24 protein-coding genes are annotated in these 24,984 nt (G+C 61.6%); 11 read left to right on the top strand and 13 right to left on the bottom strand.

The window, feature by feature from the left end; translation table 11 throughout:
• Positions 1–2: 2 nt before the first annotated feature.
• From OSJ75_RS13440 to OSJ75_RS13480, 9 genes are all read right to left on the bottom strand, one after another.
• Complete coding sequence (locus OSJ75_RS13440) at positions 3–1,073, bottom strand: ABC transporter ATP-binding protein (protein ID WP_256473323.1); 1,071 nt, start codon at positions 1,071–1,073, stop codon at positions 3–5.
• 23 nt (positions 1,074–1,096) lie between these two features.
• Positions 1,097–1,912 (bottom strand): aldo/keto reductase, encoded by an 816-nt coding sequence (locus OSJ75_RS13445; protein ID WP_250014991.1) that lies wholly within the window; start codon positions 1,910–1,912, stop codon positions 1,097–1,099.
• Positions 1,913–1,924: 12 nt separating this feature from the next.
• The gene (locus tag OSJ75_RS13450; RefSeq protein ID WP_267228425.1) at positions 1,925–2,773 is read right to left on the bottom strand and encodes a carbohydrate ABC transporter permease; all 849 of its coding nucleotides are present in this window, start codon (positions 2,771–2,773) and stop codon (positions 1,925–1,927) included.
• Positions 2,770–3,630, bottom strand: a complete 861-nt coding sequence (locus tag OSJ75_RS13455) for a carbohydrate ABC transporter permease (RefSeq protein WP_267228426.1) — start codon at positions 3,628–3,630, stop codon at positions 2,770–2,772. The genes OSJ75_RS13450 and OSJ75_RS13455 overlap by 4 nt, the downstream gene beginning before the upstream one ends.
• A 74-nt stretch (positions 3,631–3,704) precedes the next feature.
• A complete protein-coding gene (locus OSJ75_RS13460) occupies positions 3,705–4,916 on the bottom strand; it encodes an ABC transporter substrate-binding protein (RefSeq protein WP_250014984.1) in 1,212 nt (403 codons plus the stop codon).
• Between the two features lie 55 nt (positions 4,917–4,971).
• On the bottom strand, positions 4,972–6,105 hold the full coding sequence (locus OSJ75_RS13465) for a mannonate dehydratase (RefSeq protein ID WP_267228427.1): 1,134 nt from the start codon (positions 6,103–6,105) through the stop codon (positions 4,972–4,974).
• A gap of 110 nt (positions 6,106–6,215) precedes the next feature.
• Positions 6,216–7,394, bottom strand: a complete 1,179-nt coding sequence (locus OSJ75_RS13470; protein WP_267228428.1) for a mandelate racemase/muconate lactonizing enzyme family protein — start codon at positions 7,392–7,394, stop codon at positions 6,216–6,218.
• Positions 7,391–7,513: a hypothetical protein gene (locus tag OSJ75_RS13475; protein WP_267228429.1), complete on the bottom strand. Its 123-nt coding sequence runs from the start codon at positions 7,511–7,513 to the stop codon at positions 7,391–7,393. Before OSJ75_RS13475 ends, OSJ75_RS13470 begins: the two co-directional genes overlap by 4 nt.
• A 2-nt stretch (positions 7,514–7,515) precedes the next feature.
• Positions 7,516–7,947: a VOC family protein gene (locus tag OSJ75_RS13480; protein WP_267228430.1), complete on the bottom strand. Its 432-nt coding sequence runs from the start codon at positions 7,945–7,947 to the stop codon at positions 7,516–7,518.
• A gap of 212 nt (positions 7,948–8,159) precedes the next feature.
• Between OSJ75_RS13480 and OSJ75_RS13485 the strand changes: the two genes are divergently transcribed.
• From OSJ75_RS13485 to OSJ75_RS13500, 4 genes are all read left to right on the top strand, one after another.
• Entirely contained in the window at positions 8,160–8,942 is a 783-nt protein-coding gene (locus tag OSJ75_RS13485; RefSeq protein ID WP_267228431.1) for an IclR family transcriptional regulator, read from the top strand.
• Between the two features lie 24 nt (positions 8,943–8,966).
• Positions 8,967–10,163, top strand: a complete 1,197-nt coding sequence (locus OSJ75_RS13490) for a mandelate racemase/muconate lactonizing enzyme family protein (protein ID WP_267228432.1) — start codon at positions 8,967–8,969, stop codon at positions 10,161–10,163.
• An 11-nt stretch (positions 10,164–10,174) separates the two neighbouring features.
• Complete coding sequence (locus tag OSJ75_RS13495) at positions 10,175–11,143, top strand: Gfo/Idh/MocA family protein (RefSeq protein ID WP_267228433.1); 969 nt, start codon at positions 10,175–10,177, stop codon at positions 11,141–11,143.
• Between the two features lie 175 nt (positions 11,144–11,318).
• Positions 11,319–14,678: a type III effector HrpK domain-containing protein gene (locus OSJ75_RS13500; RefSeq protein WP_267228434.1), complete on the top strand. Its 3,360-nt coding sequence runs from the start codon at positions 11,319–11,321 to the stop codon at positions 14,676–14,678.
• A 56-nt stretch (positions 14,679–14,734) separates the two neighbouring features.
• On the opposite strand, the gene OSJ75_RS13505 is transcribed toward OSJ75_RS13500, so the two are convergent.
• On the bottom strand, positions 14,735–15,673 hold the full coding sequence (locus OSJ75_RS13505; protein WP_267228435.1) for a LysR family transcriptional regulator: 939 nt from the start codon (positions 15,671–15,673) through the stop codon (positions 14,735–14,737).
• Between the two features lie 87 nt (positions 15,674–15,760).
• Here OSJ75_RS13505 and OSJ75_RS13510 point away from each other — a divergent pair, with 87 nt between their 5' ends.
• Together OSJ75_RS13510 and OSJ75_RS13515 are read left to right on the top strand one after the other, a co-directional pair.
• Positions 15,761–16,204 (top strand): ester cyclase, encoded by a 444-nt coding sequence (locus OSJ75_RS13510; RefSeq protein WP_267228436.1) that lies wholly within the window; start codon positions 15,761–15,763, stop codon positions 16,202–16,204.
• Positions 16,205–16,214: 10 nt separating this feature from the next.
• The gene (locus tag OSJ75_RS13515; RefSeq protein ID WP_267228437.1) at positions 16,215–17,135 is read left to right on the top strand and encodes an NADP-dependent oxidoreductase; all 921 of its coding nucleotides are present in this window, start codon (positions 16,215–16,217) and stop codon (positions 17,133–17,135) included.
• Positions 17,136–17,214: 79 nt separating this feature from the next.
• On the opposite strand, the gene OSJ75_RS13520 is transcribed toward OSJ75_RS13515, so the two are convergent.
• Positions 17,215–18,396: an MFS transporter gene (locus OSJ75_RS13520; protein WP_267228438.1), complete on the bottom strand. Its 1,182-nt coding sequence runs from the start codon at positions 18,394–18,396 to the stop codon at positions 17,215–17,217.
• 116 nt (positions 18,397–18,512) lie between these two features.
• Between OSJ75_RS13520 and OSJ75_RS13525 the strand changes: the two genes are divergently transcribed.
• From OSJ75_RS13525 to OSJ75_RS13535, 3 genes are all read left to right on the top strand, one after another.
• A complete protein-coding gene (locus tag OSJ75_RS13525) occupies positions 18,513–19,433 on the top strand; it encodes a LysR family transcriptional regulator (RefSeq protein ID WP_267228439.1) in 921 nt (306 codons plus the stop codon).
• Positions 19,434–19,753: 320 nt separating this feature from the next.
• Positions 19,754–20,692 carry a DUF3829 domain-containing protein gene (locus tag OSJ75_RS13530; RefSeq protein WP_267228440.1) on the top strand — a complete coding sequence of 313 codons (939 nt, stop codon included), beginning with the start codon at positions 19,754–19,756 and terminating at the stop codon, positions 20,690–20,692.
• Positions 20,693–20,708: 16 nt separating this feature from the next.
• Positions 20,709–21,269: a DUF6097 family protein gene (locus OSJ75_RS13535; protein ID WP_267228441.1), complete on the top strand. Its 561-nt coding sequence runs from the start codon at positions 20,709–20,711 to the stop codon at positions 21,267–21,269.
• An 8-nt stretch (positions 21,270–21,277) separates the two neighbouring features.
• On the opposite strand, the gene OSJ75_RS13540 is transcribed toward OSJ75_RS13535, so the two are convergent.
• Together OSJ75_RS13540 and OSJ75_RS13545 are read right to left on the bottom strand one after the other, a co-directional pair.
• Positions 21,278–21,583, bottom strand: a complete 306-nt coding sequence (locus OSJ75_RS13540) for an alkylphosphonate utilization protein (RefSeq protein ID WP_267228442.1) — start codon at positions 21,581–21,583, stop codon at positions 21,278–21,280.
• Positions 21,584–21,741: 158 nt separating this feature from the next.
• Complete coding sequence (locus tag OSJ75_RS13545; protein WP_267228443.1) at positions 21,742–22,617, bottom strand: LysR family transcriptional regulator; 876 nt, start codon at positions 22,615–22,617, stop codon at positions 21,742–21,744.
• 99 nt (positions 22,618–22,716) lie between these two features.
• Here OSJ75_RS13545 and OSJ75_RS13550 point away from each other — a divergent pair, with 99 nt between their 5' ends.
• Together OSJ75_RS13550 and OSJ75_RS13555 are read left to right on the top strand one after the other, a co-directional pair.
• Complete coding sequence (locus tag OSJ75_RS13550; protein WP_267228444.1) at positions 22,717–23,778, top strand: alkene reductase; 1,062 nt, start codon at positions 22,717–22,719, stop codon at positions 23,776–23,778.
• Between the two features lie 161 nt (positions 23,779–23,939).
• Positions 23,940–24,908, top strand: coding sequence for a sugar-binding transcriptional regulator (locus OSJ75_RS13555; protein WP_250014959.1), 969 nt, complete (start codon positions 23,940–23,942; stop codon positions 24,906–24,908).
• The last annotated feature ends 76 nt before the right edge of the window (positions 24,909–24,984 follow it).

The following is a 24,984-nucleotide window of genomic DNA, read 5'->3' on the forward strand; positions in this document are numbered from 1 at the left end:
CGCTACGCCGCCTCCCGGAAGTCGATGCGCTGCCCGCTCTTGCCGTCGAAAAGCTGGATACGCTCGGGGATGAGGGAGACATGCAATGTCTCGCCGGGCTTGTGCAGGATGCGGTCGCGGAAGACACCGACGATTTCGTGGCCGGCAAGCCGCAGGAGAACCTGTGTCTCCGCGCCGGTCGGCTCGACCGTGATGATCTCGGCGGCATGCCCCTTCGCATCGAGCAGGAGATGTTCGGGCCGAATGCCGAGTGTAACATTCCTTTCCTCGAAGTCCGTCGCCGCAAAGGGCAGGGCAATGCGGGTGCCGTCTTCGCCGACGAAGCCGCCGCCGCGGATCTTGCCGCCGATGACGTTCATCGCCGGGGAGCCGATGAAGCCCGCGACAAAGAGGTTCGCCGGGTTGTCGTAGAGATCGAGGGGGGAGCCGACCTGCTCGACGATCCCGCCATGCATCACGACGATCTTGTCAGCCATGGTCATGGCCTCGATCTGGTCGTGGGTGACGTAGACGGTCGTCGTCTTCAGCCGATGGTGGTTCTGCTTGATCTCCGACCGCATCTGCACCCGCAGCTTCGCATCAAGATTGGACAGGGGTTCGTCGAAGAGGAAGACCTCCGGATTGCGCACCATGGCGCGCCCCATGGCAACACGCTGCCGCTGGCCGCCGGACAACTGACGCGGATAGCGGTCGAGATAGTCGCTGAGGTTGAGCATGGCCGCAACCTTGGCGACCCGATCGCGGGTCTCCTCCTTGGGTGCGCGGGCAAGCTTCAGCGAAAAGCCCATGTTCTTCTCGACCGTCATATGCGGATAGAGTGCGTAGCTCTGGAAAACCATCGCAATGTCGCGCTCCTTCGGCTGAAGGCCATTGACGACGCGGTCGCCGATGGCGATCTCGCCTCCCGAGATGTCCTCGAGCCCGGCCAGCATGCGCAGCAAGGTCGATTTTCCGCAGCCGGACGGACCGACGAGAACCACGAACTCGCCGTCGGCTATGTCGATGGACACGCCGTGCAGAACCTCCAGTTCGCCATAGGATTTTCGAACGTTGTTGATCGTTACCGATGCCAATTGCGATCTCCTGTCAGCGCGCCTCAATCATCCCAGCGGGGTGATTTGGCCGGATTGATGTGCCGCGCCGAGCGGTCCAGCGTGCGGATCCGCGTAATCTCGTCGGCGGTGAGCTTCACGTCTTTCGACGCGAAGTTGTTCTTCAGGTTTTGCGGGCTGGAGGACGCCGGGATAACCGCATGGCCCTCCGCCATGAGAAAGGCCAGCGCAACGGCAGCGGCGGTAACGCCGTGCGTCTCGGCGATGGCCTTCAGCAGCGGGTCGTCGTTGACGGCTCCCTTGTAGAGGGGCTGGTAGGCAGTCAGCGCCAGCCCCTTGCCGCGGCAGTGGTTCACGAGCCGTGGAGCCTGCAGGTAGGGGTGGATCTCGACCTGATCGGTGGCGATCATATCGTCGCCCAGAAGAGCAAAGGCCTTGTCGAGCAGGGCGATCGGAAAGTTGGACACGCCGATATGGCGAGCCCATCCGAGTTGCCGTGCTTCGGCCAGCGCCAGCATGTAGTCATCGAACGGCACCTCGTCATTCTGCGAAGGCCAGTGGATGAGCAGCAGGTCCACCTGGTCGGTGCCGATCGTTTCGAGGCTCTTCTCGACGCTCGGCAGGAAATCGGCCTTCGACAGATTGGTGTCTGCAACCTTGGTAGTGACGAAGAAGTCGGATCGCGGCAGTCCGGAACGGCGAATGGCTTCGCCGACGCTGCTTTCGGTATCATAGCTCTGGGCCGTGTCGATGTGGCGATAGCCGACCTCGATGGCCGAGAGGATCGCCTGGATCCCGGCGTCGCCCGTGCGTCCGAATGTACCGAGGCCAAGTTGGGGGATTGGGGACGTATAGGTCATTGCATTCCTTTCTCAGCCCTTCGTTGCGCCGGCGGTCAGGCCACCGACAAAGAGCCGCTGCATGGATAGAAACAGGATGGCGATCGGCAAGGTCATCACGACGGAGGCTGCCATGACGGCACCCCAGTCGGTGTTGAACTCCGTCGAAAACTCCGCGAGGCCGATCGGCAGCGTCTTCACCGAGGAATCGGTGGCAAAGCAGAGCGCGAAGATGAACTCGTTCCAGGTCGTGACGAAGGCGTAGACCATGACGGAGGCGAGACCCGGCAAGGAGAGGGGAAGCGTGATGCGGAACAGGCATTCAAGACAGCTGGCGCCATCGATGATCGCTGCTTCTTCCAGTTCGACGGGAATGTTCTTGAAGTAGCTGGTAAGCATCCACACCGACAGCGGCAGCGTGATGATCATGTAGACGAGGATCAGGCCCCAGTAGGTATTGACCAGGTTCAGCACCCGAAGCGTGACGAACAGGGGCACGATGATGGCGGCCGTCGGCAGCAGCTGGCCCACCAGCACGAAGGACTGGAGCAGCGGCTTTCCCTTGAAGTTGAAGCGGGCAAACCCGTAGGAAGCAAAGATCGCGAGGATGAGCGCCAGTCCAGTCGATCCGACCGAGATGATGATGCTGTTGAGGAAGTAGCGCGGGATGTTCGAATCGAACAGGACCGTCCGATAGTTCTCCCATGTGGGCGCTGCGGGCCACCAGATCGGCGGAACCGTGTAGAGCTCGCGCAGCGTCTTCACCGAAGACAGCACCATCCACCAGAAAGGAAACAGGCAGACCAGGACCAGCAGAACCGAACCGGAGAGGATCAGCCAGCCCGGCAGGCCCGGGCGCTTGAGTGTCGGTAGCTTGTTCAACGTGTTTCCTCCGGGTTGGAGGCCAGCGTGCGGATGTAGATGAACACCACCACGATCGCGACCGCAAAGAACATGACGGAAAGAGCCGCCGCCTGTCCGAACTGGACGCTCTCGAAGGCTGTCCTGAAGATCTGGATCGGTGTGATCAGGGTTCGGTTCGCCGGTCCTCCGCGGGTGATGGCATAGATGATGGTGATGTGGTTCAACGCCCAGATGACCAGGAGAAGCGTGACCGCGACGATCACCGTCCGAACCTGCGGCAGCATGACGTAGAGGACCTCCTCCCAGAAGCTCGCCCCATCGATGCGGGCCGCTTCGTAGAGATCGTCGGAAATGGCCTGCAGTCCGGCCAGGACCATGATGGCGACGAAGGGAAACATCTTCCAGATGTTGATCGCGATCATCACCGGCATCACGGTGCGGCCATTCGTCAGCCAGCCGACCGGTTCGTCGATCAGTTCCGGGGCCGTGAGCATGTAGTTGATGATGCCGAATTCGGTGTGGAGCATCCATGCCCAGGTGGTCGCGGCAACGATGCCCGGCACCACCCAGGGGACCAGCGTCACGGAGCGCACGATGGCCCTGCCGCGAAAGTTCTGGTTCAGCAGGATCGCCGTCAGGACGCCGAGAACGACCTGAAGGACGATCGACCCGAACACCCACCAGAGAGTGTTCCAGAACGCCGTCGGCGTGGCGCGCGCGGACAGGACGCGCCGGAAGTTGTCGAGTCCGACATAGTTGCCGGCATTGTCCGTGACGCTCAGCAACCCGGTATAGGCAACCGGATAAGCGATCAGCATGCCCAGCACCATCAGCGCGGGTAGAACGAACAGATAGCCAGTGGATTGTTTCTGCATCCGATTTCATTCCTGGTTACAGGAGTACCGGAAGACGTCGACGGGATGTCGAGCGCCTTCCGGACGGGAGGGACCTAGAGAAGCCCTTCGATTTCTTCGGCGACGCCGTCCATGGCGGTCTTGACGTCCTCGTCACCGAGAAGGATCCGCTGGATCCCGTCGAAATAGGCCTGGGATATCTGGACCCAGTTCGGATGGGCCGGCACTGGCCGCCCGAACGGGAGCATTTCCTTGAACACCTGCAGGATCGGATCCTTGAAGCGTTCGGCCTCCATGGCAGAGACGCGGGCGGGGAAGGTGTCGGTCAGGGCGGCCTGGTTCTCCGCCTCGGCAAGGAAGCCCAGGAGCTTCTTGGCGTCGTCGGGATTTTTCGCCTTGCTCGGAATGACGAAACTCCATCCTCCGAGGATCGCTGCCGTCTTGCCGCCATCGGGATGGGGGACCGGAATCACGCCGATGTCGATATTGGGGTTTTCCTTGCGGATGGATTGGATATCGAACTGGCCGGACTGATACATCGACACCGTCTCGGCGATGAAGAGCCGGCGATTGGCGGTGCCGTCATTCTCCAGTGTCGATGCCGGCGACATGCCTTCCTTCAGGAAGTCGGTGTAAAAGGTCACGGCTTCGATGGTTTCCGGACTATTGACCAGAACCTTCTTGCCATCATCCGAGATGATGCCGCCACCCACCATCCACATGAAGGGCAAGGACCGGAAGATGGTGTTGCCGACTTCTCCGCCGCCCGTGATCGCAAAGCCGGACTTCCCGTTGGTGGTCAGCTTCTTGGCGGCGTCCTTGAAGGCGGCCCATGTGGTCGGCGGGTTTGCCGGGTCGAGTCCGGCCGCCTTGTAGTCACCCTTGTTGATGATCACGGCATGGGTTTCGATGCGGTAGGGAATGCCCCAGAGCTTGCCGTCCCAGGTGTCGTATTCCAGCGAGGCGGGAATGTAGTCCTCGCGATCGGTCAATACCTCGTCGACCGGCAGGACGAGGTTGTTCTGGGCATAGCCATTCACCCAGCCATGTTGCACGTCGATGACGTCCGGCGCGGCTCCCGATTGCAGGGCCGTCAGGATGCGCTGCGGCAGACCGTCCGTGGTGGTGATTTCAAGCTTCACCGACACGTCCGGGTTGGCAGCCTGAAATTTCTCCACGAGATCCCGGGCACGGGCCTCGTTGAAGTTCGGCGTCCACCAGACCACTTCGCCAGCCCAGGCACCGGCAGACATTGCCAGAAAGGACGCCGTTGCGCCCATCGCCAGTTTCATAATCAACGTTTTCATGTTCACCTCCCGACTGAACCTGTTGTTTGTTTTTCAGCCATGTGGCTGACATGATCTATTCCGCTGCCGCCGCGGGTTCCTCTGCCCGATGGTCGGCGGATACGGAAGAGCTTCTGGTCAAGGCATCCGCGTGGGCGACAAGCGCCTTCATGTAGCCAATCGTATAGGCATGCCCGGCGTGCCATGGGGCAGGGCAATCGAGTTCCGGAACGTGGTCTGGAACCAGGATGCCGTCATAGCCTTCTTCGTGCAGCACCCGGACGATCCGCGCCATGTCGACATCGCCATCGTCCACGAAGGTCTCCACGTAGCTCGGCACCTTGCCGCGGACATTGCGGAAGTGGACATAGGCAATGGCGTTTCGGCGGGCGAAGCGGCGCGTCGTTTCATAGATGTCGCCACCGGGCATTTCCGCCAATGAGCCGATGCAGAATTCCAGTGCGTTGGCCCGGCTCTGCACGAGCGAAAGAAGCCGGTCGTACTTGGCGTGGCTGTTGACCAGCCGCGCGGTGCCGCGCAGGCGTTCGACCGGCGGATCGTCCGGATGGGCGGCCAACCGGACGCCAGCCTCTTCCGCTACCGGTACGAGCTTCTCCAGAAACCATTGAAGCCGCGACCACAACGTGGCCTCGTCGACCGTCTGGGGCTTTGCCCCGGGGACGGCCAGGCGGTAGCGCATGTTGCCGACCATGCCGTCGGGGACAGGGCTTTCCGCGTCGAATTCGTCGATGGCGAAGACGGCGGTCACCGCATTGCCGCGCGCCACCGGCTTGCGGCGCCATCCCCACACGCCGGCGATGGAGAAATTATATCCGAGAACCGGTATGCCAAGACGCCCCATGTTCCTGACGAGATACTGAAGGTCCTGCATCTGCGCATCCTTCTTCGGACCGTCGAGCAGAATGTCCGACCAGAAATTGGGCGATATGTTCTCCAGGGCGGCAACCCTCAGATTATATCGCGACAGCATGGCAATGAGATCCGCCAGGCGATCATGGGACCACAGCGGCGCATCGATGCAATCGCCATTGATCGGGCCGACGACGTCACCCGCGGCATAGGCGTTCGCGTCCGCATTGCGCCCATAATCCGTGAGGTGGACCACGACGTCCTCCACCCCGAGCTGGCTCGCGAAGCGGGCGCCCGCCTCGCTCAGAAGCGGCCCATACAATGAGATTCCGACCTTCAAGCAGCTCTCCTCCCGTTGCTGCTTAAGTGAGTTCATATATGAACTGCACCTATTCTAAATATAACTATGTGGCGAAGGGGAGCTGGTGTCAACTCCCTTTGCCGTGACTTCTATCTGCTTTCGTCCGCCGCAAATGTGCGGGCGCCTGTCGCCACGCCGGTGGTGTTCATCGATCCGTCGAAAAGCGGAACATTGGTGGGCTGATAGGGGAAGCGCTCGCAGGCTTCCTCGATCAGTTCCACACCGAGGCCCGGCGCCGTCGGCGCAAGAATCGCCCCGTTGTCGAACTGCAGCGTTTCCCGAACGAGTTCCTTGCGCCAGGGAACATCCATCGAGACGGTCTCGAAGACCGAGAAGTTCGGCATGGCGACCGAGGCGTGCAGCGTCATGGCGTTCATTACCGGTCCGACCGGGTTGTGGGGTGCGACAGGAATGAGATGCGTGTGCGCCAGATGCGCGACGCGTTTTGTTTCTCCCATTCCGCCGGCGTGCGAGACGTCGGGCTGCAGGACGTCGACAGCCTTCTTGGACAGGGCTTCGAGAAATTTGCCCGGTTCGTACCAGCGTTCGCCGGCAGCGATCGGAACCGGGCTGGCGGCGCGCACTTCTGCCAGCGCATCGATGTTCTCCGGCGGCGTCGGCTCCTCGATCCATGTGAGGTCGAAGGGCGCCAGCGCCCGGCACATGGCAATCGCCGTCGGGACATTGAGGCGGCCATGGACGTCGAGCATCAGGTTGACATCAGGCCCGACCGCGTCACGAACGGCCTCGACGATTTCGATCGTCTGGCGTCGCTGCCGGCGGTCCATTTCAAGATCGGCCGTATCGAAGGGGTCCCATTTCAGGGCGCGATAGCCCATTGCAACGGCCTTGCGTGCGTTGGCTGCATATTCCTCGGGCGTCGTCGCACCGAAGAACCAGTGATTTGCGTAGCATTCGACACGATCGCGGAACTTGCCGCCGAGCAGTTCGAAAACAGGAACACCGAGCGCCTTGCCCTTGATGTCGAGAAGCGCCGCCTCGATGCCGCCGAGCGCCGTGCGGAAGACGGCGCCCGTTCGCCAGTAGCTGTCCCTGTGGAGCTGTTCGATGATCGCATCGACGGCGAAGGGATCGCGACCGACGAGAACCCGCTCCAGCTCTTCCAGAGCCGCGACGACAGTTTTCGTCTTCCATTCCAGCGTTGCCTCGCCAACACCTTCGATTCCGTCGTCGGTGTAGAGCTTGACGAAGACGAAATTCGTCCTCTGGGCATTCGCGACAAATACTTTCTGGGCCGTGATCTTCATGGGCGGCTCCCGCCGGATTGGGCCAGGGCTTCCTGCAATATGGCGCGATGATCCTCCGCCGACGGAGGCAGGGCATTGGTCGCGTCGCCAATCGCCGTCAGGTAGCTAATGCCGGGCATGATCAGTTTCCCCGCAGGCGGGCGATTGCCTTCGCCTGCATCCCATCGGCCGCCATTTCCATCAGCTCGATGCGATGGCCGTCCGGATCGACAATCCAGGTCTGCCAGTTGCCGTCGGCGCCCTGGACCTTGGGGCGGTAGAGCGGGATCCCCGCGGCTTCGAGCTCACGCACGGTCTGGTCTATGCTGGGAACGGCCAGGCACATGTGATTGTACCCCACGGCGTCAGCCCCCGGCGCGTCCTCGCCCTCGCCCTCCGGAAAGACCTCAAGATACTGGTCGTCGGTGATGCGCAGATAGACCAGCCAGAGACGCCCGTCGCGGTCGAGGCGCAGAAGCTCCGAAAAGCCCAGCTTGTTGATGTAGAAATCGAGGGCGCGGTCGATATCCTTCACCCTGATGGCGACATGGGTTATCGCGGAAACAGTCAGCATTCTGAGCCCCTGTGTTTGGCCAAATGAAGGAGGTGCTGGTAGTTTCGATTTCGCTGCCGGGTGTATCGCCGCCGTGCGGGCGGGCTTGCGTCGTATGTCAGCGTGAAACCGAATTTGGACCGCCGCCTCCTCCGGCTATCCAAATATGAACTTTGACAGTTCATATATGTATGCTAATGACGGGCTGAGTTTTGTCAACAGGGCAGGTGCCGATGAGCGAAGCCGCAGAAGATGGGGCAAGCAAGCACACGATCCCGGTCATAGACCGGATGATGGATGTGCTGTGCGAAATCGAACGCAAGGGCAGGGGGCTTTCGATCAGCGAGTTGACGGAGGCACTCAGGCTTCCCCGAACGACCATCTACCGGATACTCAACTCGCTTCAGCAGCATGAGATCGTCTACCGTGACGATACGGGCAGCTATCACCTCGGGCGCCGTCTGCTGTCGCTTGCAGCGCATGTCGGGGTGCGGGCGACGGAGTTCGATCTTGCCGCCGTCTGCCAGCCGTTTCTCGATAAACTGGCTGCGGAACTGGGTGAAGGGGTCAAGCTGAGCATCCTCGATCAGGAGGGCATTCTGGTTCTGGCGGTCGCGCAGGGCAAGCGGGAGTATGCCCTGACGGTGGCGCCGGGGCAGCGCATGCCCATCCATGCCGGCGCGGCAAGCAAGCTGCTGCTTGCCTATCTGCCGCCCGATGATCTCGACTACTGGCTCGCGCGTCCGCTCGTCGCCTTCACCGCGAAGACCATCACGGATCCCAAACGTCTGCGTAGCGAATTCGCCCGCATCAGGCGTCTCGGATGGGCGCAGGACAAGGGGGAGAACGCGCCCAGCATCCAGGCCTTCGCGACACCGGTGTTCACGCGCAGCGGCAGGATGCTGGCGGCGGTCAGCGTGCCGTTCCTGGCCGGCACCCAGCCGAGCCGCATGGAGGAGATCCGCATGGCTGCGATCGAGACCGCCAGGGCCATCAGCGCCGTCATTCCAGTCTGAATCGCATCTTTGGGGGGCTCCCGCATGAAAATCGTCGACATCAAATGCGCCGTCATCGGCAAGAGCCCGATCGTCCGCATCATTTCTGACGAAGGCATATCGGGCTTTGCCCAGGCGGAAACCTGGAAGCCCTACCTGAAGCCCCATATCCTGGCCTTTCGCGATGCGCTGATCGGCGAAGATCCGACCCTGGTGGAAAGGGTGATGCTGAAGATACGCCAGAGAGGCGGCTTCAAACCATGGGGGAGTGCCGTCAGCGTCATCGAAATGGCGCTCTGGGACCTTGCCGGAAAGGCGGCGGGCCTGCCCGTCCACAAGCTGCTTGGCGGCAAGGTGCGTGACAGGGTGCGCGTCTACAACGGCTCGATGCGATTTCCCTTCACCGGTCATGAGCCGCAGGATTATGCCGAGGACATCGCGAAGATGATGGCGCTTTCGGAGGGCTTCACCATCATCAAGCAGCCGATCGGCTTCCATTCGCCGATGAAGCGCGAAGTGCCGAACTTCTACTATGGCGAGCCGAGCGCCAGCCCGTTTCATGGCGCCCTCGATCGGGGTCCTGTCACCGAACGGGGCCTAAGGCATTTCGTCGACTGCGTCGCTGCCATGAAGGAGGTGGCTGGCGACAAGGTGGGACTGGCGCTGGACTGCGGACCGGGGTGGATGCTGGCCGACGCGATCCGTCTGGCGCGGATGCTCGAACCCTTCAATCTCCTGTGGCTCGAGGATCTTCTGTCGGGGGACTACACGCCCTGGGTCAATGCCGGCGTCTACCGGGAACTTACCCGATGCTCGACGACGCCTATCCACACGGGCGAGCAGATCTATCTGCGCCAGAACTTCAAGGACCTGATCGAATCCCACGCCGTTCATGTGATCGGACCCGATCCTGCCGACGTTGGAGGGATCGCCGAACTGAAGTGGATCGCGGAATATGCGGATCTGCATGGTATCACCGTGGCTCCCCACGGCACCGCCAACGGGCTGCTCGGGCTGGCAGCCCTGATCCAGGTTTCCGCAACCCTGCCCGCCAACTTCATTGCCTTCGAATACACGACGGCCGATCCCGAATGGTGGACGGATCTGGTCGAGGGGTTCCCCGCGCCGATCGTCACCGACGGCATGATCGAGGTTCCGGACCGGCCGGGCATGGGCGTGGAGATCATCGCCGACCGCGCAAAGCGCTATCTTTCGCCGGAAGACCACGACTTTTTCGATTGAGGAGCAGGCAGATGCACAATATCGGCATTCTGGGCGCGGCGGGCATCGCGCCGCGATCCATCATTCAGCCCGCGCGTCGTCGCGATGACTGTACCGTCCATGCCGTCGCATCGCGGCGTCGCGCGGCGGCCGAGGATTATGCGCGGCTGCACGGGATCGCGAAGGTCTGTTCAAGCTATGACGAACTCCTGTCCGATCCGGACATCACCATCGTCTACAATGCCTTGCCGCCGGCGGCGCACGCCGAATGGTCGATCAAGGCGCTGAGGGCCGGCAAGCATGTGCTCTGCGAAAAGCCCCTGGCGATGACCGCCGACGAGGCGCAGGCCATGGTCAAGGCCGCCGAGACTGCCGGCAAGGTGCTGGCCGAAGCGTTCCACGACCGTTATCATCCCGTCTTTCTGCATCTTCTGGCGCGCAAGACATCGGGGTCGTTCGGCGAAATCCGCGCGTTGCGGGCGGAATTCCATGTCGATATCCCGTTTGATCCACACAATATCCGGCACGATCCGGCGCAGGGCGGCGGAGCCATGATGGACCTCGGTTGCTATCCGCTGCACTGGCTGCGCAGCTTCATGGGCGAGGAGCCCGAGATACTCTCCGCACATGCCGAGCTTACGCCGCTGAATGTCGATCAGCGGATGGAGGTGGCGATGCGCTTTGCGGGCGGGGTAGAGGCGCAACTGATTGCAGACATCGCCAGCCCGCCGTTTCGGGGGTTGCTCAGGGTCGAGGGCGAAAAGGGCGTGGTCGAGCTCGACAACCCCTGCCTTCCGCACAAGGGACACTCCATCCGGGAATGGTTCGGCGACAGCTACCGCGAATTCACGCTGGCTGCGGGCACCACCTACGACTACCAGCTGGCCGCATTTGTGGACGCGGTCGAGAACGGAACGTCATTGCCGACGGGCGGCCAGGATGCCATCGGCAACATGAAGGCGCTGGACGAAATATACGAGAGATCGGGCGTGCGGCAATAACCTCGGCAGACGCTGACTTGCGGACCCGGCCTTGACGAGACCGGGGCGGCTCCGGCGCCCGGCAGGGTGGCGAAGCGCAGTTCTTGTCACATGCGCTTCACACACCGGCGTCTAAACTCAGGGCAATCCTTATCCTTCAGGACTGAACCATCACAAATTCAGGAAGGCTTGCCGCATGTCGAAAGTAATCGCCCCCACCAACCGTTCGAACCTGGCCACCGTCGATCCCGACACGGCCAAGGCATGGGATGAGGCCCAGAAAGCCGCCAAGGATGCAGGCATAATCTGGGAGCGGCCGAAGAACGACAACCGATCCGCCGAGGACATCATCAATGATACGCAGCTCCTGCGTGATCTCGGCAACCAGAGCGGTGTCAAGGACATGCTGAAGGATCGCGTCGGTGATTTTGAGAAGGATGCCAATGCCGCCTTCCGGGCGGCGCAGATTCTCGAACATGTCGAGCGGTTCGACGAAAGCGGCAAGAAAGTTGCCGGCAAGGACGTCGATAATGGCCGCATCGACGGCTTCACGAACAGCGGTGAGGCAAGGCACGGCACCGAAGCCGGGCGTCTGCAGGACTTCGGCAAATACGGTTTCTCCAATCTCAAGGGGAAACTCAACGAGGTGTCGACCGCCGGTGACGACAAGGAAGCCCGCGAGCAGGCCGCGAAACTCGGCATAAAATGGGTGTTGCCGGATGATGACAAACGCTCGGCACAGGACATTATCGACGATTCCGACTTGCTGAAAAACCTGGGCAACCAGAGCGGCGTCAAGGACATGCTGAAGGATCGCGTCGGTGATTTCGAAAAGGACGCCGATGCCGCATACCGGGCGGCGCAATTGCTCGAGCATGTCGAACGGCTCGACGAAAGCGGCAAGCGGATTGCAGGCAATGATGTCGATAATGGCAGCATAGACGGCTTCACGAACAGTGGCGAAGCAAGGCACGGCACCGAAGCCGGGCGCCTGCAGGACTTCGGCAAATATGGCTTCTCCAATCTCAAGGGCAAGCTTACCGACGTGTCGACCGCCGGTGACGACAAGGAAGCCCGCGAACAGGCCGAGAAGGTCGGCATCAAATGGGAGTTGCCGGATGATGACAAACGTTCGGCGCAGGACATCATCGACGATTCACCCTTGCTGAAAAATCTGGGCAACCAGAGCGGCGTCAAGGACATGCTGAAGGAGCGGGTGGGCGATTTCGAAAAGGATGCCGATGCCGCATACAGGGCGAGCCAGGTCCTCGATCGCATCACGATGTATGACGAGAAGGGAAATTCCCTGTCCGGCAGCGACGTTTCCAACACCAGCATCGATGGTTTCACCAAGAGCGGCGAAGCCTACAACGGGACCGAGGCGGGCCGCCTTCAGGATTTTGGCAAGTATGGTTTTGAAGTCTTGAAAGACGTGAAGAAACCTGAGGATATCAGCAGCTACAAGGACTTCCTGAAGGCCAATCCGGACGCCGACGATACTTCGAAGACGCTTGCCAAATATGCCGCGATCATCGGTGAGAACTACGATGCGATCAAAGGCAAGACCGGTGTGGACGGCGATCTGACAGCCGACGCCCTGAAAAAATATCGCGACGAGAATCCGCAGATCAGCGACGATTTCAAGGAAGCGCTCAATTTCTGGGCGCAGCCCGGCGCATTCGAAAAGCTCGAAACGGCGCATAAGCCCCTCGAGGGCGGACCTGACGGCGGTGCCAGCAAGGATGATCTGAAGAGCTGGATGGATACGCAGGCGCCGAAGGACTCCGGATCGGCAATCGCCTTCATCTCCAGTGTCGCCAATGCGAACATCACCGCGGACGTGGACACGAGCAAGCTCGGCGCGGACGTCTTCGAGAATCCCGGCAAATATTCCGCCAAGGAGAAGGCCGCCGTCCTCCAGGATCTTTTGACGGCGCAGAGCCTGATCACCCAGGGGGCTTCCGCCGGCATGTGGCGGGATGATTACGGCAAGGTTTCCATCGCCAACGATGTACGCAGCCATCCGGATCCGCAGAAACTGCTCGAGGACGTCAACGACCACATAGCAATCCTCGAAGGCGATAAGGCGGTCGTCGACTTCCTGAACGAGAACAGCAGCAAGCAGTTCGACGCGCTGTTCAAAAGCAATGAAGGTCTCAAGACGGCTGTCGAGGCGAGCTACGACGACATCAAGTCCGGCAAGGCTCTCGACAGCCTGTGGGACGCGAAGACCAAGGATGGCAAGACCGACCAGCAGGCAGCCCTTGCCGAGTTCTACGGATCGGCGAAGATGTACCAGCAGGCGCTCGGTATCGACAAGCCGGGCGAGATCCAGGATGCCGTCAACAGTTCCAAGCACAAGGGCGATTTCCAGGATTTCTACGAGAAGTCATTGGTATCCGGTGACCGGTTCAACGAACTTCTGAAGGACAATACTTTCGAGGAAGCAGCCAGCGCGTTCAGTACCGAGGTTGCGCTCTACAATGCCGCGCTCGATCCCGACTTCACCGGGAAGTTCGACAGCAAGCTGAACGAGAACTTCTCCAACATCGTGGAAAAGAATGCCTTCAAGGATGCCACTTTCGACGATCTGAAGACGGCGTTCGGCGTCGATGGCGGCGACAAGCTGGACGAGGAGAAGGTAAAGTCCTACATCGACCAGATTGCCAAGGACAATCCCGAACTGCTGGTCAATCAGGATGGAACCGTCGCCAAGTCGGACCAGATACTGGCCGGTTTCCGCGGCAGCTGGGACGTGCTGCGTCAGGGAACCAAGTCGCTTGCCGAACTTAATTCGGAATGGCTGAACCCATCGGCCAAGGCGGCTGCCGACAAGGGTGTCCTGCACGGCGTCAGCGGCCTGTTCATGGCCGGCGTCACGATCTCCAAGGGGGTTCAGAGCGGCGGAAACCCGACCGAGAGGCAGAAGGTCGACATTACCACCGGGTCGATCCAGACCGCGACGCTGCTGACCGAGGGTGGCATCAAGGCCTGGAAGCAATATCTGAAGGATGTGGCCGACAAGCATCCGGATACTGCCATCGGCAAAAAAATCGGCAAGATGTCCGACGAGAATTTCAAGAGCCTGACGGATAATTGGAACCGGGCGGAAAATGCCGCCAAGGGCATTGGCGGTCTCGCCGGCGTTGTTGCCGGGGCCTATGGCATATTCGACGGCGTTCAATCGATCCGCAAGGGCGACAAGGTTGGCGGCGGCATCAGCATCACGGCCGGCTCCCTCGGCGCGCTTGCCGGCCTGGCTTCTGCCGTGGAGGGTGGCCTGGGAGTGTTCGCTCCGAGCGTCCTCCGAACAATTCCGATCGCCGGTGCGGCAGGGGTTCTTGGACTGGCGGCCGCGGGCGTGGGTGTCATCGCCATGCTGCTGCCCGGCCTGATCGAAGAGGGCAAGCACCAGGCGCGGCAGGACAAGTTCGGATCGTTGCTCAGCGACTACCTGACGCAATACGAGATCGACGGTGTACCGTATGGCGACATCTCCGACATCCCCGACGAGGATTGGCCCGGCTATGAGGATGGCCCGACGATCGGCTCCTGACCGGCAAGTCGGTAGCCGCCAGACCGAGGGTTGCGGGGGCAGTATCACCTGCCATCTCAACGCCGATGGGTGGCGGCTGCCTCGGATCCAGCCTTGTCGAAGAGCGATCTGATCACCTCGCGCAACCAGCGCTGCGCGGGGTGAACATCGTTGCGCCTGTGCCAGGCCATGTCGAATTTCGCCGTGCCGAGTTCCATCGGTGGCTTCAGGACCTGAAGCCTTTCACGATACCCGGAGGCGTCAACGACACCCTGCATCAGGGTTGCGGCCAGGTCAGACGATGCGACGAGCGGAGGCGCGGCATACATTTGCGGCAGGGTGAGCGCAAGCCGTCGGCGCAAGCCCAACTTGGCGAGCGCGGCGTCGACCATCCCGAACCGCTCGTTCTCCGGGGAAACTAGCAAGTGCGACATTTGCAGGAAGGACTCCAGCGTCAGCTCTGCATCGGCTTGCGGATGGTCCTTGCGAAGGACGCAGACGAAACGCTCCTCGAACAGGCGCTCGCTCAGGATGCGCCCGGCCGGCGTGTGTGGAACGCCAACCGTCAGATCCGCCTCGCCAGAGTCGAGCAGGGAGATGACCTCGTCGCGGTGGTCGAAGTTGCGGACCCGCAGGACTATCCCCGGTGCCTCGATTCCCAGGACGGCAAGCAGTTTTGGCAGGACGACAAACGCCGCGTGCTCCGACAATCCGAGTGAGAGTGAGACGCTCGACTTCGAGGGGTCGAAGACCTGCGTGAATTCCAGGGTTCGCTGGATCTCGGCAAGTGCGCGACCGAGCGGCTCGGCAAGATCGAGTGCGCGAGGGGTCGGCTGCAACCCGTTCGGGCCGCGAATGAATAATTCGTCCTGCAAGACAGAACGGAGGCGAGACAGCGCTGCGCTCATCGCCGGCTGTGTGCGGCCTATCCTGACGCCTGCACGCGTCACGCTCCGCTCGGCCATCAGTGCGTCGAAGGCCACAAGCAGGTTCAGATCGATCCCATGTAAATCCATTTGGTGGATGTTATTGCATATCCAATATCGATTTCAACGATGAAATCAGGAGGCGTACTGCTGCTCCTCGTCAACGAGGAGTGTGCCATGAGCAACGAACATCCATCCTACGGTGGAATAAGCGATACCGATCTTCAGACGCTTCGTACTTTCTACAAGGCGTTCGAAGGAACCCCCGATCTTCTCGACGAAAGCGTCGTTCCGGATTGGCAGGACATCCCGCTCGCGCCGGGGCAGGCGGCGGGACGCGATGGATTCAAACCCATGATCGCCGCCTTCTCGAAGGCTTTCGCGGACATCAGGATCGAGATCGTTGATGTGATCGGCGGGACCGACAAGGCTGCGGTCCGCGCTGTGATTACCGGCCGTCACGTCGGAGACTGGTTCGGGGTCGCCGCAAGCGGCCGCACATTTTCCCTTCCCATCCATGAGTTCCATGCCTTCGAGAACGGCCGGATCACCCGCACCTGGCACATGGAGGACTGGATGGGCTGGTTCGCCCAGATGGGCGCCTGGCCGGTCACGAACTGAGGGCAGTGAGATGCGACAGATCATTCTCTCAGGCTACGAGCAAAACCCCGTCCTGCACGACGTCGCGATACCGGAGCCGACCGGCAGCGAGGTGCTCGTCCGCATTGCGGCCGCTGCGCTCAATCCGCTCGACGTAAAGCTGCAACGCGGTCAGGTCCACGCCTACTTCCCGCTTGAATTTCCCTCGCCCATGGGCACGGACGTCGCCGGCACCGTCGAGAAGGTCGGCTCGCCGACCATGCGCTGGCGCGTGGGAGATCGGGTCATGGCACGGCTCGATCCGACCGGGGGTGGCGCTTTTGCGGAATACGCCATCGTTTCGGAAGATCAGCTGGTGCTCGTTCCGGACGGCCTGGACTTCAACAGCGCTGCCGGATTGCCAACCGCCGCGGCGACAGCCTGGCAGGCACTCGTGGAAACCGCAGACCTCCAGCCCGGCCAAACCGTGCTGGTCCATGCCGGTGCCGGAGGCGTCGGCAGCTTCGCCATCCAGTTCGCGAGGGGGCTTGGCGCGCGCGTCATCGCCACTGCATCAGGGGATGGTGTGGAGATTGCCCGGGAATTGGGTGCCGATCAGGTGATCGACTATCGATCCGAGGATTTCGCCCGCATGGTTTCGGACATCGATGTCGTGCTGGACACGATCGGCGGGGAGGTACAGCAACGCTCCTTCGGCGTGTTGCGCGGCGGCGGCAAGCTGCTTTCGACCGTCTCTCCGCCCGACCAGGCACTGGCGGCAGCCCATAAGGTGGATGGCGCGTTCGTCTTCCACGCGTCGAGCGCCCGACGACTGTCGGATGTAGTCAAGGCGATGAGCGGGCAGGGACACTCGGTCCTGATCGACCGCGTCTTGCCCATGACATCGTTTGCCGAGGCTTTCGAACGCCAGGCCTCCGGCAGGGCGCGCGGCAAGATCATCCTGAGCGTCTAGCCTCTCGCCGCGATGCGAGCGGACAATTGCGGTCCGCTCGACATGGTCCTCGAAGGGAGCGGCTGAAGTTGCCGCTCCTTCATCGGCGCATGCACGAGATCAGCACTGCCGACAGGGCGGCCAGGATTGCGATCCCGGTGGCGACGTAGCCGATGCTCGCAAGCCCCCAATAGGGAATCACCAGGCCACCGATGATCGCGCCCAGTCCCGTACCGGCATTGGCCGCCGACACGTTCAGCGTGCCTGCCAAAGCCTGTGCATGGGAAGCGGACTTCATCACCCGTACCTGGCAGATCGGGAACAGGGCCGTATAGGCAATGCCCCAGAACGCAAGCGCCGCGCCCAGCATGGGGAGCGAACCGGACAGCGGAACGCTGGCGGCCATGCCGACACCCAGCAACACGGAAAATACCGCGGTGGAGCCTAGCGGGCTGCGATCCACCAGATGCCCGCCCAGCCAGTTGCCGACGAGGCCGATGGCACCAAACCCCATCAGCCACCAGCCGACATATGCCGGAGCCACCCCGGCGATCCGCTCCAGCATGTCAGCCAAATAGGTGTAGGCGGTAAACATCGCGGTAAACACCACCACCGACAATGCGACATTGCCGACGAAGTAAGGGTTTCTGAGGATGCTGGCCTGTTCTGCCAGGCGCAGTCGCCGCGGCATGGCCACGGTCGGCATGAAGATCGTCAGGGCCAGCGCCATCGCAAGCGACAGGGCGGCCAGCACCCAGAAGGTGCCACGCCAGCCGATGGCGTCCGATGCCAGCGTGCCGAGCGGGATGCCGAACAGCAGGGCGGCGGAGATGCCGAGATATACCTGGGAAACAGCGCGACCGGCCCGCTGCTCCCCGACGATCTGACCGGCCGTCTCGCTGGCCGTGCCCCAGAACACCGGCAGCGCCAGCGCCGGAATGAACCGGGCGACGGCGAGCACCCAGATGTTGGGGGCGATGGCGGCGAGGACGTTCGAGGCGGCAAAGACGAGAAGTATGGCGATGAACAGGCGTTTGCGTTCGAGATGCGACAGCAGTGCGGTCAGCGCCGGGCCGAACAACATGACTGTGAAGGCAAACAGGGTGACGAGCTGGCCCGCAGCCGAGATCGAAATTTCGAGGTCGCGCGCCAGAGCCGGCAGCAGTCCGACCATGAGGTATTCCGTGGTGACGATAACGAAGGCCGCCACCGCGAGAATGGCGATTGAAAGGCCGTCATGGCGGGCCGAAGTGGCCGCGCCCGGCGCTGCAATGGAAGACATTGATGAGGCTCCTGTGGGATTTCACGATTGCCATCAGTCTATTCAAGAAGTAGATTCTTATCTCGGATATGTTTTCGTTCAATTACAGAATTGAAATCCGCAATAGGTGAGGAAGCATGTTTCCATCGGAACGACTGAAGGGTATCGAAAATTTCGTGGCGACGGCTGATGCGGGCAGCTTCACCGCGGCGGCGGAGCGGCTGAACCTGACCAGTTCCGCGGTCGGCAAGAGTGTGGCGCGCCTCGAGGACCGGCTCCGCACCCGGCTCTTCGAGCGCACGACGCGGCGCCTTGCCCTGACGGATGCGGGAGTGGCGTTCTATCGCATTTGCGTGCGTGTGCTGGCGGAACTGGAAGAGGCCGAAGCGGTGCTCGCGGCGCAGCGCAGCGAGCCGATAGGCCGCCTGCGGATGGATGCGCCGGCGACGTTCGGCCGAATGCGCGTCTGGCCGTTGATGTTGCGATTCGGGCAGCAGCATCCGCACTTGCGGCCACATGTTTCCTTCACGGATCGCTTCGTCGACCTGCTCGACGAGGGTATCGACATCGCGGTTCGCATCGGCGGACCGGAGCATTGGACCGGCTCCGTGGGCCATCGCTATCTCGGCAGCGAACGCCTGATCTTCTGTGCCTCCCCGGATTACCTGGCTAGGCGGGGGGCCAAGCGGGGGGTACCGGCATCGCCGGACGAACTGGCCCAGTACGATGCCGTGCTCTATGGCAGGGCCGATGGCACGACCAGCCCCTGGTTGATCACCCATGGACCCGGCATGATCGAGCGGCGCACAATGGAAGGCCGCATCACCGTCGGCAATGGTGAAGCTCAGGTCGCGGCGGTCAAGGCCGGATACGGCATCGCGCAACTGGCGACATGGTTGGTCTGCGACGAAATCGCACGCGGCGAGCTGGTACAGGTCTTGCCGGAACTTGCGACCGAAGGCCTGCCGCTAAACCTGGTTTGGCCGATAGGGCGACAATTGCTGCCCAAGGTGGACGCCATGCTGGAATTGCTTGCTGCCGAGCTGCAGATCGGCTGAGCAATAGGTTGAAAATCAGTTTCTAGTGCAATCTTTCGTAGAAATTAATGTCCGATCGTGTTTTAACGCGCCATATATCAAATCAATCCTGAGGGAGGTAGGGATTGATGGACCGAGACGAGACATGACCTGCCATCCCGAACTGCGCCATACCTTCCTCAATTCAATTTGCATCAGCAGTCTCATATTCATGACGGCCGCTCCGGCCCATGCTGATGACACCGCCCGGCTGAACCAGTCGAGCTAATTCCACCCTGAAAACAAACGAAAAGGACACGCGCACGCTTTGCCGTGGGCGCTGAATTATCATGATGCTCAATATGAAGTCGCTTTTGGCCGGACTGCTGCTTGTCGGCGGAATCTGTCTGGCAGGCTGCAACGACCAGAAGAAGGCCGAATCGGCCGCGCCGGCTGAACAGCTTTCAGCCGAACAGCAGCAGATCGCAAAGTACAACACCTATATTGACGCTGCAAACGGCAGCTCTTCTTTTGGAGCCGGCCTCGCCGATCATCTGAAATATTATCAGGAGGCACTGCAGAAGGGGCAGGAACTGAAGCATTATTCCGTCGAGAACCCCTATAACATAAAGCGCATGCGCGAAACGCTCGATACGGCATTGGCGATGCCAACGGAACTTCCGGAAATCGACAAGGCTGCAAAAGCTCTCACGGCGGCACTCAAAGAGGTCGAGCCCCTGAATACGGAGCTTAGCAATTACGCACAGTCAAATGGCCATCTTGCCGACGAGGGCAAGAAAGCCAGGGAAAAGGACCCGCAATATGTTGCTGCGATGAAGAAAGTCGCAGAACTGGAAGTGGAGTTCTACAACGGCATCCGCCAGCGCGACGAGGTCAATACGCGGACCGCGTTCGAACAGGCACCCAAGGATAGCGCCGAATATTTTCGCGCCGGCATGATCCTCTATGCAAAGCAGGCCGCGGGCCTCGCCGATGATTTCTTCCAGAAGGCCGGCGAAAAGCAGGCGGCACAGGCCTTTGCCGACAGTCTTAACAAGGTCAACGAAATGGCCGAAGGATGGAACAAGAAAGTCCGCGAAAGCCGGCCTGAAGGCTGTACGAGCATGATGCTTTCAGTGAACAGCGTCCTTGCCCGGGGCCGGAATGCCATCCAGCACGCGGCAAAGGGCCAGTACAAGCCACAGGAATTCAGCGTCACCGATCCGGTCGCGACGGACGCACGCAGCTTTGACCAGGAATTCAACAACATGATCAACGATTTCAATCGTAATCGATGCTGAGCCATGGAGCGCTGAAGTGAACTTTCTTTCGAATTTCGGCGCGGCAATGCTGTTGTCGCAGTTTGCCGGCCGTCAGCTTGAGGGTCTGCATGGATTGATCGACTGGAAACGGATACCGGTCGAAAAGTCGGACGACTTTTACAAACAGACGATCGCTCTTGAGCGGGTCGCGGGCACGGGCGGTTTTGAGCGTCGTTTCAAAGCCTATTCCCTTGTCAGGAAGAGCATGGTCGGGCTCGCGACCGTCGTCATCGTTCCGGCGCTCGCGCTTTTTGTATTGTCGAAAATACCTTCGTTCGAAGCACGGATCACCGAATTGATGTCCTGGCTGATGTCGGATTTCATGCGGTTCATCTATGTTGCAGGCGGTGGGAGCGGCGTCCTGCTTCTGTTGTTGATAGGAGCGCACTTTTATACGCGCTCCCAGCTGATCCGCCTGCTTGGGCCGGAACTCGGCCGGTTATGGCTGTCGCTCATCGAGCGCTATGCACCCGAACTGCAGCAGCGAGCAGTTCAGGCGCATGCCGACCCGGATGAAATCGCCCGGCTGATCGTCGACCAGCGGCGAGACCAGTAGCGTCCCGCTCAACGCTTGCGGAGGAATTCGGTGCGCAGCACCAGGCCCTTGATGGCATCGTGCCGGCAGTCGACCTCTTCGGGGTTGCCGGTGAGGCGGATCGAGCGGATGACCGTGCCCTGCTTGAGGGTCTGGCCTGCGCCCTTGACTTTCAGGTCCTTGATCAGGACGACGGAATCGCCATCCGCCAGAACATTGCCGGAAGCATCGCGCACCTCGGCGGCCTTGGCTTGCTCGGCGGCGATTTCCGACGCCGGGCGCCATTCACCGGTTACTTCGTCATAGACATAATCGTCGTCGCTCGGGGTGCTCATCCTGCTGTTCCTTTTCGCAAATATTCGTTCATCGGTCGTGATGTCAGATGCGCGTCTATCGTGGAAAGGCTCCGGGAGCAAATCCGGCGGGCCATAAGTTCGGGCAATTCCTGTCGCCGGGCGGTGCGTGGAGACCATTTCGAGCCGAAAGCGCCCGCTCAGGCTTCCATCAGCTTCGTCGACAGGAATTCGATGAAGCGTTGGGTCTTCGCCGGGATGAGCCGCGTTTCGGTGACGGCATAGATGCTGACCGCCGGTCCCTGCCAATCGGGCAGGATGCGCCGGAGCCGCCCGGCTGCGAGGTCCTGGGCGACGATCTTCTCGGGCAGCAGGGCGATCCCCTGATGGTTGACCGCAAGCGCGCCGATCATCCCGACGCTGTTGAGGGTGAAGCGGCCGCTCACGTCGATTTCGACGGTCTCTGTACCCCGGTGCAGGGTCCAGCGCAGGTTGCGCCGCATGCAGATACATTCGCGCTCGCGGAGATCTGCCGGTTCCGTCGGCGCGCCCGATGCCTCGATATAGCCGGGGGAGGCGTAGAGGTAGAGCGAATGCCGTCCGATCAGCCGGGCGATCAGGCCGGAATCCTCCAGCTTGCCGATGCGGATCGCCACGTCGAACGGCTCCGTCACCAGATCGACGCGGCGCGGCGTCAGGTCGAATTCGAAGGTGATGCCCGGATAGAGCCGGGCGAAATCGGCAATGATCGGCGTCAGGTAGAGCGTGGCGAGATCGACCGGCAGCGACACGCGGATCACGCCGCTCGGCTGTTCGAGCATGGCGCCGAGCTGCTCATGCGCCAGCCGCGCCTCGTCGACGATACGCTTGCTCCGCTCGTAATAGATCTGGCCGGCCTCGGTCAGCTCGATCTTGCGGGTCGTCCGGTGCAGCAGCCTCAGGCCGATGGCCTTCTCCAATTCGCTGATGCGGCGCGACAGGGTGGAATTGGGCATGCCGAGCGCCTCCGCCGCCTTGCGGAAGCTCCTTACCCTCGCCACCTTGACGAATAGCGCCATGTCGTTCAGATGGCTCACGCGATTGCTCCATATATGGAAAACTGATTTCGATTGTACCGGATTTATCCCACATGAGGAATAGTGGACAAAGGCGTTCCCAACAGATGGAGAACCAGGATGGGCCAATTGTTCACGCCGGCCAAAGTCGGCCGCTACACGCTTCCCAACCGCCTCGTCATGGCGCCCATGACGCGCAGCCGCGCCGGCTTCGACGGTACGCCCGGCGAACTCGCCGCCGAATATTACGCCCAGCGCGCCGCGCTCGGCCTGATCGTCACCGAAGGCACGCAACCCTCCGATGACGGCCAGGGGTACATGACGACGCCGGGCATCCATACGCCCGCCCATGTCGCCGGCTGGCGCAGGATAATCTCGGCCGTGCACGGCAAGGGTGGCCATATCTTCATCCAGCTGATGCACGCGGGGCGCATGTCGCATCCCGACAACACGCCGCATCATCGCCAGGCGGTCGCACCCTCGGCGATCGCGCCGGGCTCCGGCATGTTCACGCCGACGGGGATGCAGGACATACCGGTGCCGCGGGCGCTCGGCACGGAGGAAGTGCGCCGGACCGTCGAGGATTTCCGCCATGCCGCCCGCTCGGCGGTCGAGGCCGGCGCCGACGGCGTCGAGATTCATGGCGCGAATACCTATCTCGTCCACCAGTTCATCGCGCCGAGCGCCAATAGGCGCACGGACGAATATGGTGGCTCGATCGAGAACCGTGCCCGCTTTGCCATCGAGGTCGCGGCGGCCATTGCCGGGGAGATCGGCGCCGACCGCACCGCGATCCGCCTTTCCCCCGGCCTGAACATGTGGGGGATCGACGAGGGTCCGGAGGGGCCGGACCTCTACCGCCATCTGATCGCCGAACTCGACAAGCTCGGCCTCGCCTATGTGCACATCATGCACCAGGGCGATGAAGCGCTGCTCGCCGACATCCGCAATCTCTGGCACCAGTCGCTGATCCTCAACCGTCCGGGCCGCCCGCGCGACGAGATCGGCGCGGATATCGCCGCGGGATTGGCCGATCTCGAGGCCTATGGCCAGATGGTGCTGGCCAATCCGGATTTCGTCACCCGCATCAGGGCCAATGCAGCGCTCAATACGGCCGACCAGAACACCTATTTCGGCGGCAGTGCGCAGGGCTACACCGATTATCCCGCGTTGAGCGCCTGACAGGCAGCAACGAGGCATCCATGCCCGGCGGGGAATAGTCTCCGCCGGACATTTCCGCTCGTGCGTTTCTGGCCCGAAGAGAGCGTGCTTGACAAATTTTTCAGTAGGTGAAATTATTTTCAACAACCGATAAAAATATCAGTGCTCTCAGGGTAGGATTTATGGCTTTGGCGAATGGAGGCTCTCTGCGGGAAGAAGAGTCGAGCATGGCGGCGCGCGCTGCCTGGCTGCATTACGCCGGAGGCCTGACCCAATCCGAAGTCGCCAAGCGGCTCGGCCTTACCTCGCTCAAGGCGCATCGGCTGATCACGAAGGCCAACCAGGAAGGCCTGGTCAAGGTCTATATCGACGGCGAAGTTTCCGAATGTCTCGAACTCGAGCAGATCCTGTCGCAGCGCTACGGGCTCGAATATTGCGAGGTGGTGCCGGATTTCGATCCGGACGACCTGCCATTGAAGGCGCTGGGCATCGCCGGCGCGCAGTTCCTGAAGCGCGAGATCGAGCGCGAGGGCGAGGTGCTGATCGGCGTCGGCCACGGGCGCACGCTTGCAGCCTGCGTCGATTACCTGCCGCGCATCGCCAATGGCAGGGCGCGTTTCGTCTCGCTGCTCGGCGGGCTGACGCGCAAATTCGCGGCAAGTCCCCATGACGTCATCCACCGCCTGGCGGAGCGGGTCGGCGCCGATGCCTATGTCATGCCGGTTCCCTTCTTCGCCAATACGGTCGAGGACCGCGACGTGCTTTTCAGCCAGCGCGGCGTGCGCGAGATATTCGACCTTGCCGGCAGCGCCAATCTGCTTTTCGTCGGCATCGGCACGGTGGAACTCGAAGCGTCGCTGGTATCGACCGGCATGATCGAGAAGGGCGAGATCGAGGACATCAAGGCCGCGGGCGGCGTCGCCGAATTGCTCGGCCATTTCTTCAACGCTGCGGGCGAGCCTATAGAGACGACGCTTTCCGAGCGCACGTTCACGCTTGGCCGCGAGACCCTGAAGAACCGGCGCATCGTCGCCGTGGTCGGCGGCAAGGTGAAGGTGCATGCCACCCACGCCATTCTGGAGAGCCGCTACCTGAGCGGCCTCATCACCGATGAACGGACGGCGCGGCTGCTGGTGAGGGACGGCCCATGATCCGATGAGAATTGACCGGGCGCTGCGGGCAGGGAGTCGCCGCGGCGACCGGCAAGATGATGCCGGCGGGTATCCG

This window comes from Phyllobacterium sp. 0TCS1.6A, from assembly GCF_026420825.1.
GTDB lineage: Bacteria > Pseudomonadota > Alphaproteobacteria > Rhizobiales > Rhizobiaceae > Phyllobacterium.

Coding starts and splice junctions, on each gene's coding strand:
- OSJ75_RS13445 (WP_250014991.1), bottom strand. CDS start 1,912: ATGACCTATACGTCCCCAATCCCCCAACTTGGCCTCGGTACATTCGGA.
- OSJ75_RS13455 (WP_267228426.1), bottom strand. CDS start 3,630: ATGCAGAAACAATCCACTGGCTATCTGTTCGTTCTACCCGCGCTGATG.
- OSJ75_RS13460 (WP_250014984.1), bottom strand. CDS start 4,916: ATGAAAACGTTGATTATGAAACTGGCGATGGGCGCAACGGCGTCCTTT.
- OSJ75_RS13470 (WP_267228428.1), bottom strand. CDS start 7,394: ATGAAGATCACGGCCCAGAAAGTATTTGTCGCGAATGCCCAGAGGACG.
- OSJ75_RS13475 (WP_267228429.1), bottom strand. CDS start 7,513: ATGCCCGGCATTAGCTACCTGACGGCGATTGGCGACGCGACCAATGCC.
- OSJ75_RS13480 (WP_267228430.1), bottom strand. CDS start 7,947: ATGCTGACTGTTTCCGCGATAACCCATGTCGCCATCAGGGTGAAGGAT.
- OSJ75_RS13485 (WP_267228431.1), top strand. CDS start 8,160: ATGAGCGAAGCCGCAGAAGATGGGGCAAGCAAGCACACGATCCCGGTC.
- OSJ75_RS13490 (WP_267228432.1), top strand. CDS start 8,967: ATGAAAATCGTCGACATCAAATGCGCCGTCATCGGCAAGAGCCCGATC.
- OSJ75_RS13495 (WP_267228433.1), top strand. CDS start 10,175: ATGCACAATATCGGCATTCTGGGCGCGGCGGGCATCGCGCCGCGATCC.
- OSJ75_RS13500 (WP_267228434.1), top strand. CDS start 11,319: ATGTCGAAAGTAATCGCCCCCACCAACCGTTCGAACCTGGCCACCGTC.
- OSJ75_RS13505 (WP_267228435.1), bottom strand. CDS start 15,673: ATGGATTTACATGGGATCGATCTGAACCTGCTTGTGGCCTTCGACGCA.
- OSJ75_RS13510 (WP_267228436.1), top strand. CDS start 15,761: ATGAGCAACGAACATCCATCCTACGGTGGAATAAGCGATACCGATCTT.
- OSJ75_RS13515 (WP_267228437.1), top strand. CDS start 16,215: ATGCGACAGATCATTCTCTCAGGCTACGAGCAAAACCCCGTCCTGCAC.
- OSJ75_RS13520 (WP_267228438.1), bottom strand. CDS start 18,396: ATGTCTTCCATTGCAGCGCCGGGCGCGGCCACTTCGGCCCGCCATGAC.
- OSJ75_RS13525 (WP_267228439.1), top strand. CDS start 18,513: ATGTTTCCATCGGAACGACTGAAGGGTATCGAAAATTTCGTGGCGACG.
- OSJ75_RS13530 (WP_267228440.1), top strand. CDS start 19,754: ATGAAGTCGCTTTTGGCCGGACTGCTGCTTGTCGGCGGAATCTGTCTG.
- OSJ75_RS13540 (WP_267228442.1), bottom strand. CDS start 21,583: ATGAGCACCCCGAGCGACGACGATTATGTCTATGACGAAGTAACCGGT.
- OSJ75_RS13550 (WP_267228444.1), top strand. CDS start 22,717: ATGGGCCAATTGTTCACGCCGGCCAAAGTCGGCCGCTACACGCTTCCC.
- OSJ75_RS13555 (WP_250014959.1), top strand. CDS start 23,940: ATGGCTTTGGCGAATGGAGGCTCTCTGCGGGAAGAAGAGTCGAGCATG.